Origin of the sequence: Pseudomonas tructae, from assembly GCF_004214895.1 — a bacterium.
Lineage (GTDB): Bacteria > Pseudomonadota > Gammaproteobacteria > Pseudomonadales > Pseudomonadaceae > Aquipseudomonas > Aquipseudomonas tructae.
The window spans coordinates 1,241,920-1,255,201 of the sequence record NZ_CP035952.1; the positions used below are offsets into that span (position 1 = coordinate 1,241,920).

The window sequence follows — 13,282 nt, forward strand, 5'->3', positions numbered from 1 at the left end:
ATCGGCCCCCTGAGTGCACCCGCGGTAACCATCGGGCAACCCGTTTGTCCGGGTTGCGTTCGCTTTCAGGCGATGCCTTGGTTACACTTGTTCGTTCTACATTCTTATGCAAAAGGTCTCGCCCCATGCTGATCGCCGCCAAAAAGGCTGTCTCCATCGACTATACCCTGACCAACGACGCTGGTGAGGTCATCGACAGCTCCGCCGGCGGCGCTCCGCTGGTTTACCTGCATGGCGCAGGCAATATCATCCCGGGCCTGGAAAAAGCCCTGGAAGGCAAAACCACCGGTGACGAGCTGGAAGTCGCCGTTGAGCCGGAAGACGCCTACGGCGAATACCTGGCTGAACTGGTCAGCACCCTGAACCGCAGCATGTTCGAAGGTGTCGACGAGCTGGAAGTGGGCATGCAGTTCCATGCTTCGGCGCCGGATGGCCAGATGCAGATCGTCACCATTCGCGACCTGGACGGCGACGACGTCACTGTCGACGGCAACCACCCACTGGCCGGTCAGCGCCTGAACTTCAAGGTCAAGGTCGTCAACGTGCGTGACGCCAGCGAAGAAGAAGTAGCCCATGGCCATGTCCATGGCGAAGGTGGCCATCAGCACTGATTTTCTGCGCTAAGCTCAGAGAGTCGCGAAGGCGCCCGGGCAAGTCCGTCGCACTCCACCAGGGGAAGACGGCTTGGCAGGGCGCCTTTTTAGTGGGCTGGTTTTACGCTTGCCGCCCGCAACGGCAACCGGGATCTGGAAAAGGGAGTACGTCATGAGTGCATTTCACGACCTGAAGTTGCAGGCATTGGATGGCCAGGATTTGCCTCTGTCGCCATTCAAGGGCCAGGTGGTGCTGGTGGTCAATGTCGCCTCCAAGTGTGGCCTGACCCCGCAATATGCGGCGCTGGAAAACCTTTATCAGCAATACAAGGGCCAGGGTTTCAGTGTGTTGGGCCTGCCATGCAACCAGTTTGCCGGGCAGGAGCCGGGCTCTGAGCAAGAGATCCAGCAGTTTTGCAGCCTCAACTACGGGGTGAGTTTTCCCCTGAGCAGCAAGCTTGAGGTCAATGGCCATGACCGTCATCAGTTGTACCGGCTGCTGGCAGGTGAGGGCGCCGAGTTTCCTGGCGATATCACCTGGAACTTCGAGAAGTTCCTGGTCGGTAAAGACGGCCGGGTGCTGGCGCGCTTCTCGCCACGCACCGCACCGGATGATCCGACGGTGGTGCAGGCGATCGAAAAGGCGTTGGCCTGATCAATCCCATCGCGGGGCAAGCCCGCTCTCTGGAGCGGGCTTGCCCCGCGATGCTGTTCAATCACCCAGATCAATAGTACTGGGCCACCCGAACAGCTCGCCCTATCCTCAGGCGCATTCCCCTTTTCCCAGGAGCGCCTCATGTCCGCCACTGCACTGTTCACGCCTTTCCAATTAGGTGCCCTTGAGCTGCCCAGCCGTGTGGTCATGGCGCCGATGACCCGGACCTTCTGCCCGGGTGGTGTGCCCCATGCACAGGTCGTCGAATATTACCGCCGCCGCGCCGCCGCAGGGGTTGGGCTGATCATCAGCGAAGGCACCACCGTCGCTCACCCAGCCGCCAATGGCTACCCGAATGTGCCGCGCTTCCATGGCGAAGATGCCCTGGCCGGCTGGAAGCAGGTAGTCGACGCCGTGCATGCCGAAGGCGGACGCATCGTTCCGCAGCTCTGGCACGTGGGCAGTGTGCGCCGCCTGGGCACCGAGCCGGATGCCAGCGTGCCGGGCTATGGCCCGAGCGAGAAGCTCAAGGACGGCCAAGTTGTCGTGCACGGCATGACCCAGGCTGATATTGATGAAGTGATCGAGGCATTTGCTCAGGCCGCCCGTGACGCCCAGGCCATCGGCATGGATGGCGTCGAGATCCACGGCGCCCACGGTTACCTGATCGATCAGTTCTTCTGGGAGGCGAGCAACCAGCGCAGCGACGAGTATGGTGGTGACCTGGCCGGCCGTTCGCGCTTTGCCATCGAGTTGATTCAGGCTGTTCGCGCTGCGGTCGGCCCGGACTTTCCGATCATTTTCCGTTTCTCCCAATGGAAGCAGCAGGACTACAACGCGCGCCTGGTACAAAGCCCTGAGGCTCTCGGCGCGTTCCTGCAGCCGCTGGTTGAAGCCGGTGTGGATATCTTTCATTGCTCGACCCGACGCTTCTGGGAGCCCGAGTTCCCGGGCTCTGACCTCAACCTGGCCGGCTGGACCCGCCAACTCACTGGCAAGCCGACCATCACCGTCGGCAGTGTCGGCCTGGATGGCGAGTTTCTGCAGTTCATGGTGGCGACCGACAAGGTGGCCCAGCCTGCGAGCCTTGAGAATCTGCTGCAGCGCCTGAACAACGACGAATTCGACCTGGTGGCAGTCGGCCGGGCGTTGCTGGTGGATCCGGAGTGGGCCGCCAAGGTGCGCGATGGCCGCGAACAGGACATCCTGCCGTTCAGCCGTGAGGCGTTGACGACTCTGGTTTAATCGCCATTGGCGCCGGACGGGGCAGCGCAATGCTGCCCTGGCTCTGGCGGCAGGCCGCCTGCAGATGGGCTTCGAACTGCTCGACAATGGCCGGCCAACCTTGGCGGCTGACTTGCTGGCGGGCGTTCAGACGCACCCGGCGCAAGGTTTCCGGCCCTTCCAGCAACCAACTGGCGGCATCGATAAAGGCCGCTGTATCCCCCGGCATTGCCAGCGCGCCGCTGTGGCCATGGCGAATATGCTGGGCGGCGGCGGCCTTGTCGTAGGCGACCACACCCAGGCCTGAGGCAAGGGCTTCGAGCACCACGTTGCCGAAGGTCTCGGTCAGGCTGGGAAACAAAAAGATATCCCCGGAGGCGTAGTGTTCGGCCAGGCACTCGCCGCGTTGGGCGCCGCAGAACACAGCAGACGGCAAGCGCTGTTCAAGCACGCTGCGCTGCGGCCCGTCACCGACCACGATCAGCTTGATGCGCCGCTGGGGGTGTTGCCTTTGCAGAGCTTCCAGGCAGGGGGCCAGTAAGCCGAGATTCTTCTCGGCGGCCAGACGCCCGACGTGCAGCAAGGCAATATCGTCGGCGCCCAGGCCCCATTGCTCACGCAGCGCCTGGCTGCGCCTGGCCGGGGTGAACAGCTGGCTGTCGACGCCGCGAGCCATCAGGCTGAGGTTGTCGAAGCCACGGCGTTCCAGCTCCAGGCGCTGACTCACGCTGGGTACCAGGGTGGTGTGGGTGCAGCGATGGAACCAGCGCAGGTAATGGGTCAGCAGGCGTGCCAACAGGCCCAGGCCGTATTCGCCGGAGTACTGCTGGAAGTTGGTATGGAAGCCGCTGACCACGGCAATCCCCAGGCGCCGCGCAGCACGCAGGGCGCTTAGGCCCAACGGGCCTTCGGTGGCGATGTACAGCACATCCGGGCGTTGCCGGCGCCAGCGGCGAATCAACTTGTGCATGGACACCTGGCCCCACTGCAAGCCCGGGTAGCCCGGCAGTGGCCAGCCGCGGCACAGCAGCAGGTTTTCATCGCAGGCCGTGGGCTGTTCGGCGCCTTGCCGGGGGCGCACCAGCTCGACCCGGTGGCCACGCAAACGCAGGCCATCGCTGAGGCGGCCAAGGGTATTGGCCACGCCGTTGATCTCTGGTGGGAAGGTTTCGCTGATCAGGGTGACATGCAAGGACGGTGTGCTCATGACGCCAGTGTCGACCGCCCGGATTGCCGCTCTGTGACCGGTAAATGACAGATCGGTGACGCCTGATTACCGGCGTTTTTCGTCGTCAAAATTTTCCCGGCAAGCGACTCAAGATTGTCTGGCAATCAGCCGATGCAGAAGCATTCGAATGACTGAATTCGCTCCGGGAGAGCGTCATGTTCAACAGCAAACTCAAGCAAGAAATCCTCCGGCTGCGTGAAGAACTGCAATCCGTGGAGCAAGTAAAGTGCAGCCTCGACAGCGAGATGCTGGTACTGCAGCTCGACCCGCAGGGGCGAATCGAATCAGTCAACAGCAACTTTGAACGAGAGATGCTCTACAGCAGCAACCAGCTGATTGGCCGCAACATTGAAGAAATCGTTCCGGCGCACGTCAAACAGCTCGATTTTTATCAGCGCATGAAGCATGCCATTGCCCGTGGTGAACATCTCAATGGTGCCTTCCGCTTGCTGCGCGGCAACGGTGAGGAGGCCTGGCTGCGCTCGATCCTGCAGCCAGTCAAAAACAATGAAGGACGGATCAAGTACTTCTCGCTGCACTCCAGTGACCTGACCCGCACCATCGAAACCTCCCGTGAGCATGAAAGCCTGATCAAGGCGCTGATGCGTTCCACGGCTGTGATCGAGTTCAACCTCAAAGGCGAAGTGCTGGCCGCCAACGAGCGCTTCCTGCAGACCATGGGCTACAAGCTCGATCAGGTCGTGGGCAAGCATCACCGGCTGTTCTGTGAGCCGGAAGAATACAACTCGGTGGCCTACCAGGGCTTCTGGGACAAGTTGCGCCGCGGTGAGTTCGTCGCCGAGCGCTTCAAGCGCATTGACGCCCATGGCCGGGTCGTCTGGCTGGAAGCCTCGTACAACCCGATCATCGATGCCCACGACGTGCTCTACAAAGTGGTCAAGTTCGCCACGGTGATCACCGATCAGGTCAACCAGGAAGAGGCCGTGGCCCAGGCCGCCGATATCGCCTACAACACCTCGCTGGAAACCGATGCCTGTGCGCGCAAGGCCAGCGAGGTGGTGACCCAGACCGTGGATGTCATGCGCGGCCTGGAAACTTTCATGCAGGAGGCCGCCGAAGGCATCGAGGCACTGGACAAGCAGTCGCAGGTGATCGGCTCGATCATCAAGACCATCAGTGACATCGCCGGGCAGACCAACCTGCTGGCCCTTAACGCTGCCATCGAGGCCGCTCGGGCCGGGGAGCAGGGCCGGGGCTTTGCCGTAGTCGCCGACGAAGTCCGGCAACTGGCCTCGCGCACCAGCACCGCTACCGAGGAAATCGCCCGTGTGGTGCAGCAAAACGAACAACTGGCCAAGGCCGCGGTGGACATCATCGACAGCAGCAAGCGCCAGGCCGAGCAGGGCCTGTCATTGGCCGGGCAGACCGGCACGGTGATCGTCGAGATTCAGGACGGTGCGCAGAAGGTGGTCAACGCGGTCGGACAGTTCTCCAACCAGCTGTCGACCTGATGGTTGGGCCGCGTAGCCGGGCAGCTACGCGGCGATCCCTCAGTTGCGTTCACGCACCCAGAACAGCGTGGCGCCCGCCACCGCTGCCGGCATCATCAGGATGTTGAGGAAGGGCACCAGCAGCACCAGGTACACCGAGCCACCAAAACCCAGGCTCTGCCAGCGTTTTTCCCGCAGCCAGGCAATCATGTCCTGCCAGCTCAGCTTGTGGTTGTCCGCCGGGTAGTCGATGTACTGGATGGCCATCATCCAGATACCGAACAGCAGCCACAGCGGCGCGGCGATGATGTTCAGCACCGGAATGAACGAGAGGATGAACAGGCCGATCGCCCGCGGCAGGAAGTAGCCCAGCTTGCGCATCTCGCGGCCCAGGGTGCGTGGCACCATGGCAGCCAGTTCAGCCCAGCTGAAATCGGGGAAGTCATCGGTGCCGCGCACCACCACTTCGACTTTTTCTGCCAGAAAGCCATTGAACGGCGCGGCGATGATGTTAGCCAGCATGGTAAAGCTGAAGAACACCATGAACCCCACCAGCACCACGAACAGCGGCCATAGCACATAGTTGAGGAAGCTCAGCCAGCTCGGCAGGCTGGGCATCAGTGAATCGACCCAGAGGCTGAACTGATGCCCGGCAAAGTAAATCAGGCCGACAAACAGCACCAGGTTGACCACCAGCGGCAGCAACACGAACAGGCGCAGGCTGGGGCTCAGGACCAGTTTCAGCCCTTCACGCAGGTACTGTGGGCCAGAAAGGACAGGGGCATGCATAAAAGGGAAGGCTCCGGGTAAAGGCAAACGCGCTGACCTTACCGAGTTTGTGCGGCCGGCGAAAGCGCAGCGCAGAGCGAGAAACGGGCTGTAACAAAACCTCGGCAGGCTTTCTGGCAGGGCTTCATAGAGAAACAGCCCGGCACTCGATGCATGAATAGAGCCGGCCTATAAGGTGGATTGTCTAAGGATATTTCCTTAATCTCTGCCACCTCGCTAAAGTGCGCACATCTTTTCAACCCCTTCGAATACTGACTTTCAAGGAGTTTTCATGAGCATTCTGGTCAACAAGCAAGCCCCGGATTTCGACGCCGCGGCAGTGTTGGGCGACGGTTCGATCGTCGACAGCTTCACCCTGTCTTCCCTGCGCGGCAAATACGTCGTGCTGTTTTTCTGGCCGCTGGACTTCACCTTTGTCTGCCCGTCGGAAATCATTGCTCACAACAACCGCATGGACAAATTCCGTGAGTTGGGTGTGGAAGTGGTTGGCGTTTCCATCGACTCGCAGTTCACCCACCACGCCTGGCGCAGCACTCCGGTCGAGAAGGGTGGCATCGGCGCCGTCGAGTTCACCATGGTCGCCGACGTCAAGCACGAGATTACCCGTGCCTATGGTATCGAGCACGAAGATGGCGTGGCCCTGCGTGCCTCGTTCCTGATCGACCAGCAAGGCGTTGTCCAGCATCAGGTGGTCAACAACCTGCCGCTGGGCCGTGAAGTCGACGAGATGATCCGCCTGGTCGAAGCCCTGCAGTTCACCGAACAGCACGGTGAAGTCTGCCCGGCCGGCTGGCGCAAAGGTCAGAAAGGCATGAAGGCTGACGCCAAGGGCGTTGCCGACTACCTGGCAGAGAACGCTGCCAGCCTGTAAGGCCAGGCACCAACGTTTTTCAGGACCTGCGGCCAAAAGCCTTCCCCAAGCGCTTCGCAGGTTCTTTTTTATTCCAGCCGGCGATCCCGGCGACAGGAGTGTGACATGTCTGAAGTACGCCATTCGCGAGTGATTATCCTCGGTTCCGGCCCTGCCGGTTACAGCGCCGCCGTTTATGCAGCGCGCGCCAACCTCAAGCCGCTGCTGATCACCGGCATGCAGGCGGGTGGCCAACTGACCACCACCACCGAAGTCGACAACTGGCCGGGCGATGCCCACGGCCTGACCGGCCCTGCGCTGATGCAACGCATGCAGGAACACGCCGAGCGCTTCGAGACCGAAGTGGTGTTCGACCACATCAATGCCGTTGACCTGGCCAGCAAGCCGTTCACCCTCAAGGGCGACAGCGCCAGCTATACCTGCGACGCCCTGATCATCGCCACTGGCGCCAGCGCTCGCTACCTGGGCCTGCCGTCGGAAGAGGCATTCATGGGCAAGGGCGTTTCCGCCTGTGCAACCTGTGACGGTTTCTTCTACCGCAACAAGCCGGTCGCCGTGGTCGGTGGTGGTAACACCGCTGTCGAGGAAGCCCTGTACCTGGCCAACATCGCCAGCAAGGTCACCCTGGTTCACCGCCGCGAGACCTTCCGCGCCGAGAAGATCCTGGTCGACAAGCTCAACGCCCGCGTGGCCGAAGGCAAGATCGAACTGAAACTCAACGCGACCCTGGACGAAGTGCTGGGTGACAACATGGGCGTTACCGGTGCGCGCCTGAAAAACAACGATGGCAGCTTCGACGAAATCAAGGTTGATGGCGTGTTCATCGCCATCGGCCACACCCCGAACACCTCGCTGTTCGAAGGCCAGCTGACGCTCAAAGACGGCTACCTGGTGGTCAATGGCGGCCGCGATGGCAATGCCACCGCCACCAACGTTGAAGGTGTGTTCGCTGCTGGTGACGTGGCTGACCACGTTTACCGTCAGGCCATCACCTCGGCCGGTGCCGGTTGCATGGCGGCGCTGGACGTCGAGCGTTACCTGGATGGGCTGCAGAACGCAGCGCACTGATAGGGCCTATCGCGGGGCAAGCCCGCTCCCACAGAAAGCTGTAGGAGCGGGCTTGCCCCGCGATGTTTTTAGAGACTAAGGCGCATGGACAGGTCCACCGCCTTCACATCCTTGGTCATCGCCCCGATCGAGACGTAGTCCACACCCGTCTGAGCAATCACCCGCAGGGTGTCCTCCGTCACCCCGCCGCTGGCCTCAAGCTTGGCCTTGCCCGCATTCAAACGTACCGCTTCGCGCATGTCGTCAAGGCTCAGTTCATCGAGCATGATGATGTCGGCGCCCGCGTCCAGCGCTTCCCTGAGTTCCACCAGGCTTTCCACCTCGATCTCCACCGGCTTGCCTGGGGCAATGCGGTGCGCAGCGGCAATTGCTTGCGCGATGCCACCGCTGGCGGCGATATGGTTTTCCTTGATCAGGAAGGCGTCGTACAGACCGATGCGGTGGTTGTGACAGCCACCGCAGGTGACCGCGTACTTTTGCGCCAGGCGCAGCCCGGGCAGGGTCTTGCGGGTGTCGAGCAGTTTGACTTGGGTGTCGGCCACCTGGTCGGCGAGGCACTGCGCACGTGTCGCCACGCCCGAGAGCATTTGCAAAAAGTTCAGCGCCGAGCGCTCGCCGCTGAGCAGCGAACGTGCCGGCCCTTCAAGCTGGAACAGGGCCTGGTTGGCTTTGGCGCGCTCGCCATCCTTGACCTGCCAGTGCACCGCGACCCGCGGGTCGAGCTGGCGGAACACCGCATCGACCCAGGCAGTACCGGCAATCACGCAGTCGTCGCGGGTGATGATGGTGGCCGTGGCCAGGCGCTCGGCCGGGATCAACTGGGCGGTAATGTCGCCGCTGCCGATGTCTTCGAGTAACGCACGGCGCACGTTGGCTTCGATTTCGGCGGTCAGGTCGGCGAGGCGTAAATTCGGCATGGCGGGCTCCACAAGCTAAGTGCTGGCGATTATAGGGCAGGCCAGCCTGCGCATGCAGCAATCACTGCAGTGGCGACCCAAGCTTGACCTTTGGTCAGGCCGAATGAGCTTTTCGTCCAAGTACCGGTCTATCAGCTGCGCACTGGCGACTGAAAGGTTTTTGCTCGATAATGCGCCTTGTATTTGGCGTCATAGCATTGACGACCGCTATTGAAGCTCAAATTCGAACCTGCAAGGAGACCAGGATGCACAACGACGCGAAGGTGGTGCCGATCAAGGCCATCACCGATCAGGCGCACAATGCGCCCCTCGCTCGTCTGCCGGTGGTGCTTCTGCAGGTTCGTGACAAGGCCGCGCTGCAACTGCGCCAAGGCCTGCAGGCGTTGTTCGACAACGCCGACGACACCCTGTTCGAGATGGCCGACAAGGCCGCCAACAACGTTGAACAGCACATCCTGTTCGAAGCCATGCGTGACCTGCGGCATAAGCGCAAGCACATCGAACGGGGCTATCTTGATCATTTCTATGCAGCCTTCGTGCAGATCGGCCAGCGCGACTCACTGCCCGCCCTGCACAGCGATGCCCATGACCGCCTGTTGCTGGTGGCCAATGATGAGCTGGAGCGCACGGTGGCGCTGGATGCCATGGTCGCACGGGTTCTTGCCCGTGATGGCATTGCCCTCAATCAATTGACCCTGCGTTTCAGCGCCCTGGTCGGCCAGGCCCTGGATGATCCGCGCAATCCCCTGGGCCCGGCGATGCTCTGCGATTACTTTTTGCGTGCCGGGCGCAGCCTGGGCGTGGGGATCAAGGTCAAGCTGATCATTCTCAAACTGTTCGAGCGCTATGTGTTGCATGACGCCGACCAGTTGTACGGCGAAGCCAACCAATTGTTGATTGCCACCGGCGTACTGCCAGGGCTCATGGCCGTGCCACGGCGCCGCGCCCAGGACCGCCCACAGGTTGAGCGCGAGGCTGTGGCCAGCGAACCCGGCAGCGACGCGCACCATGACGCGCTGGATGCCAACTGCCAGGCGGTTTTCGCTTCACTGCAGGCCCTGCTGTCGCCGGTGCGCGGGCGAGTTGCGCCGCGTCTGGAGGCGTGTGAGCACGTGCAGGCGATCAGCACCCGTGACCTGTTGCGCCTGCTCTCGCACCTGCAGCATTACGTGCCGTCTACGGCCCAAATCGATGATTTCGACCTGCACCAACAGCTTGAGCAACTCTTGACCCGGGTCAGCGTCAAAAGCGGCACCTACCGCAAGATCGAGGTGATCGATGAGGATGTCATCAACCTCATTGCCATGCTGTTCGAGTTCATCCTCGCCGACCGTAACCTGCCCCGTTCGCTGCGCGTGCTGATCTGCCGCATGCAGATCCCGATGCTAAAGGTCGCGGTACTCGACAAGAGCTTCTTCAGCCGCAGCAGCCACCCGGCTCGCCGCCTGCTCAATGAGATCGCCACGGCAGCCATGGGCTGGGGCACCAGCGATGATTGCCAGCGCGACAGCCTGTACCTGCGGGTCGAAAAAATCGTCCAGCGCCTGCTCAGCGACTTTGTCGATGACCCGGCGATATTCTCCGAGTTGCTCGCCGAATTTCTTGCGTTCAGCACTGATGAACGGCGCCGCAATGAGTTGCTCGAACAGCGTACCCGTGATGCCGAAGAGGGCCGCGCGCGCACCGCGCTGGCTCGTCAGCGGGTGCAGCATGAGCTCAACCGGCGTCTGCTTGGGCGCTCGATGCCACAGGTGGTGGTGCGCTTGCTCGAAGAGGCCTGGAGCCAGGTACTATTGCTGGCGTGCCTCAAGCATGGCGACACGTCCGGGCAGTGGCTCGCCGCTCTGCAAACCATGGATGAACTGATCTGGAGCGTGCAACCGCACCCAGAAGAGCAGGCACGCCTGCGCCTGCTGGAGCTGGTGCCGGGGCTGCTCAAGGCGTTGCGCGATGGCCTGGCCGGCGCTGCCTTCGATCCCTTTGCTACCAGTGAGTTCTTTGCCAAGCTTGAAACCCTGCACGTGCAGATGTTCGATACACCCGTTGTGGGCGGACGCGCGCTGCACAGCGATGCCAGCGAGCGGGTGCTGGTACTCGATGAGATCGTCTTGCCCGCCCCCGAGGCCTGCGGGCCGCAGGCGTCCCAGGTACGTCTGGCCGAAGACGACCCGGCGCTGCTGCAGGTCGAGCGCCTGCGCATCGGTGCCTGGGTCGAGTTGCTCGATGAAGACGAAGTGCAGCGTTGCAAGCTGATCGCCCAGATCGACAGCAGCGACCGCTTCATCTTCGTCAACCGCACCGGCCTTAAAGTCCGGGAGTGGTCGCGCATGGCCTTGGCCGTGGCCTTGCGCCGCGGGCATGTGCGCCCGCTGGACGACACCCTGTTGTTCGACCGGGCGCTGGATTCGGTGCTTAGCCAACTGCGTCAGTCGCAGGCACGTTAGATTCCTACGTGTTTTAACGATGCATGCAGAGCCACCACGGGGCATACTGAGCTAGTGCCCCCGTGTCTCAGGATTTTCTATGCAACTGGACCGCGCTACTGGCTGGTTCGCCGGCGTCCGCCATTGTCCTTCGCCCAACTGCAATGCCCGCGCCGAGGGCGAAGTCATCTCCCTGCTGGTCATCCACAATATCAGCCTGCCGCCGGCGCAATTTGGCACCGGCAAAGTCCAGGAGTTCTTCCAGAACCGCCTGGATGTCAGCGAACATCCCTACTTTGAAGGTATCAAGCACCTGCGCGTGTCGGCGCATTTTCTTATCGAACGTGACGGCAAGGTCACTCAGTTTGTCTCCTGTCTGGACCGCGCCTGGCATGCCGGGGTGTCCAGTTTCGAGGGGCGCGAGGCGTGCAATGACTTTTCCATCGGCATCGAGCTGGAAGGCACCGACGAGCTACCTTTCACCGACGCCCAGTACCAGGCGCTACAAACATTGACCCGGCAGATCCAGGCTGCCTGGCCGGCCATTGGCACTGAACGGATTCAGGGCCACAGCGACATTGCCCCGGGACGCAAGACCGACCCTGGTGGCGCTTTTGATTGGCGGCGCTACCGTGCCGGCCTCAAGGACAAGGAGGATCAAGCATGAGTTTTCTGGTGTTGTTGCTGGTGCTGTGGTTCGAGAAGTTTTCCGCCTTGCGCCAGCGTTTGCAACGCGACGGCTTTTTCGTCACCGAGCTTGTGCGCCTGGAGCGTGATGGCAGGCGGCACCCGTGGTGGGTACTGACCATCCTGGTGTTGTTGCCGGTGGCCGTGCTGGCCTTGCTGCTGCACGTGCTGGAGCCGGTGGCCTATGGCTTGCTCGCCCTGCCGGTGCACTTGCTGGTGCTGATCTACAGCCTTGGCCGTGGCGACATCAAGGGCGCGCAAGGGCCGTTTCGCGATGCTTGGCGGCGCGGCGACGAGCAAGCGGCAGTGCATGTGGCCGAACGCGACCTGCGCTTGAGCGCCGACAATGCCCAGGCCTTGCTGGAGCGGGTGCAGGCCAACCTGTTGTGGCAGGCATACCAGAGCTTTTTTGCCGTGATCTTCTGGTACTTCCTGCTCGGCCCGGCCGCAGCCCTGGCCTATCGGTTGCTGGCGCTGACGGCCGAGCATGCACGCACACCGGTGCTGCGTGACCATGCCCTGCAACTGCGTCATGCCTTTGACTGGGCACCGGTGCGGTTGCTGGGTGCCAGTTTTGCCCTGGTCGGCAATTTCGTTGCAGTCAGCCGGGTGATGCTGCACGAGTTGCTGAACTGGCACATCAGTGCTGCCGGCCTGATCGAAGCCGTCGGGCGCGTCGCCGGGGATCTGCCGGCAGGCAGCGAAGGCCTGCTCAGCCTGGATAACCTATGGGAGTTGCTGCTGCGCTCGGCAGTGCTCTGGTACGCCTGTTTCGCCCTCTGGACCGTGCTCGGTTGAAGCCTTGGGCGGAGCGGCCACTGGTCGCTCCGCTGCCGGTTAACCTTAAGTTACAAACCCCCGATCCGATATGCGCTATACAAGTGTTGCTGAATTCATTCGGTGGCCTTGTGCCATTGTGGGCCGCCGCATCGCCGCTTCCACGGGGGGTGGTGCAAAGGCAGGAAGCGTAAAAACAATAAGAATCGGAGGGCACCACCTGTGAAGAGCCTGTTGTATCCGGCCGTCGCGCTGATGAACCGACTGAGCTTCGGCATGAAGTTCAGCTTGATCAGTATTCTGTTTTTCCTGCCCATGCTGGTGACCAACTACTACCTGGTCCGCGACTCCTATGCGCAGTTCCATGCCACCCGCAGCGAGCTGCAGAGCCTGGAACTGCTGGGCAACAGCCTGGCCTTGCGCGGCGACGTGGAAACCCTGGGCAACCTGGTGCAGATCAACGCCGTGCTTGGCCAGTCGGGCAAGGCCGAAGATGTCGAGGCGCAGATCGCCAGCATCGAGCAACAGGTGCAGAGCCGCTTGTCCGGCTTGACCTTGATGGTCGCCGATGAGGCCCAGGCCAAAGCCTTCGACGACAA

At 61.9% G+C, this 13,282-nt stretch carries 11 protein-coding genes and 3 pseudogenes; 10 read left to right on the forward strand and 4 right to left on the reverse strand.

From position 1 onward, the window contains the following. Positions 1-40: 40 nt before the first annotated feature. A pseudogene (locus EXN22_RS26305) lies at positions 41-157 on the reverse strand (DUF3565 domain-containing protein); the annotation flags it as partial. On the opposite strand from EXN22_RS26305, the gene EXN22_RS05625 reads away from it, so the two are divergent. From EXN22_RS05625 to EXN22_RS05635, 3 genes are all read left to right on the forward strand, one after another. Next, the gene (locus EXN22_RS05625) at positions 126-611 is read left to right on the forward strand and encodes an FKBP-type peptidyl-prolyl cis-trans isomerase (protein WP_130263135.1); all 486 of its coding nucleotides are present in this window, start codon (positions 126-128) and stop codon (positions 609-611) included. The pseudogene EXN22_RS26305 and the gene EXN22_RS05625 sit on opposite strands and share 32 nt — an antisense overlap. A gap of 154 nt (positions 612-765) precedes the next feature. Beyond that, positions 766-1,248 carry a glutathione peroxidase gene (locus tag EXN22_RS05630; protein ID WP_130263136.1) on the forward strand — a complete coding sequence of 161 codons (483 nt, stop codon included), beginning with the start codon at positions 766-768 and terminating at the stop codon, positions 1,246-1,248. 141 nt (positions 1,249-1,389) lie between these two features. Continuing rightward, positions 1,390-2,493 carry an NADH:flavin oxidoreductase gene (locus tag EXN22_RS05635; RefSeq protein WP_130263137.1) on the forward strand — a complete coding sequence of 368 codons (1,104 nt, stop codon included), beginning with the start codon at positions 1,390-1,392 and terminating at the stop codon, positions 2,491-2,493. Here the strand turns inward: EXN22_RS05635 and EXN22_RS05640 are convergent. After that, entirely contained in the window at positions 2,462-3,679 is a 1,218-nt protein-coding gene (locus tag EXN22_RS05640; protein ID WP_130263138.1) for a glycosyltransferase family 4 protein, read from the reverse strand. The two genes, EXN22_RS05635 and EXN22_RS05640, sit on opposite strands and share 32 nt — an antisense overlap. 266 nt (positions 3,680-3,945) lie before the next feature. Here EXN22_RS05640 and EXN22_RS26620 point away from each other — a divergent pair. After that, a pseudogene (locus tag EXN22_RS26620) lies at positions 3,946-4,584 on the forward strand (PAS domain-containing protein); the annotation flags it as partial. Between the two features lie 228 nt (positions 4,585-4,812). Continuing rightward, positions 4,813-5,172 (forward strand): annotated as a pseudogene (locus tag EXN22_RS26625) (methyl-accepting chemotaxis protein); the annotation flags it as partial. A 39-nt stretch (positions 5,173-5,211) separates the two neighbouring features. Here EXN22_RS26625 and cysZ read toward each other — a convergent pair. Continuing rightward, entirely contained in the window at positions 5,212-5,940 is a 729-nt protein-coding gene (gene cysZ / locus EXN22_RS05650; RefSeq protein WP_130263140.1) for a sulfate transporter CysZ, read from the reverse strand. 271 nt (positions 5,941-6,211) lie between these two features. Between cysZ and EXN22_RS05655 the strand changes: the two genes are divergently transcribed. Both EXN22_RS05655 and trxB read left to right on the forward strand, forming a co-directional pair. Next, entirely contained in the window at positions 6,212-6,811 is a 600-nt protein-coding gene (locus EXN22_RS05655) for a peroxiredoxin (protein WP_130263141.1), read from the forward strand. Positions 6,812-6,916: 105 nt separating this feature from the next. Then, positions 6,917-7,879, forward strand: coding sequence for a thioredoxin-disulfide reductase (trxB, locus tag EXN22_RS05660; protein WP_130263142.1), 963 nt, complete (start codon positions 6,917-6,919; stop codon positions 7,877-7,879). Positions 7,880-7,947: 68 nt separating this feature from the next. Here trxB and nadC read toward each other — a convergent pair whose 3' ends face one another. Then, a complete protein-coding gene (nadC, locus tag EXN22_RS05665) occupies positions 7,948-8,796 on the reverse strand; it encodes a carboxylating nicotinate-nucleotide diphosphorylase (RefSeq protein WP_130263143.1) in 849 nt (282 codons plus the stop codon). Positions 8,797-9,041: 245 nt separating this feature from the next. On the opposite strand from nadC, the gene EXN22_RS05670 reads away from it, so the two are divergent. The 3 genes from EXN22_RS05670 (at position 9,042) to ampE (ending at position 12,704) form a co-directional block, all read left to right on the forward strand. Continuing rightward, entirely contained in the window at positions 9,042-11,240 is a 2,199-nt protein-coding gene (locus EXN22_RS05670; RefSeq protein ID WP_130263144.1) for a DUF1631 domain-containing protein, read from the forward strand. A 79-nt stretch (positions 11,241-11,319) separates the two neighbouring features. Then, positions 11,320-11,886 carry a 1,6-anhydro-N-acetylmuramyl-L-alanine amidase AmpD gene (gene ampD / locus EXN22_RS05675; protein WP_130263145.1) on the forward strand — a complete coding sequence of 189 codons (567 nt, stop codon included), beginning with the start codon at positions 11,320-11,322 and terminating at the stop codon, positions 11,884-11,886. After that, entirely contained in the window at positions 11,883-12,704 is an 822-nt protein-coding gene (gene ampE, locus EXN22_RS05680; RefSeq protein ID WP_130263146.1) for a regulatory signaling modulator protein AmpE, read from the forward strand. Before ampD ends, ampE begins: the two co-directional genes overlap by 4 nt. Positions 12,705-13,282 lie beyond the last annotated feature (578 nt).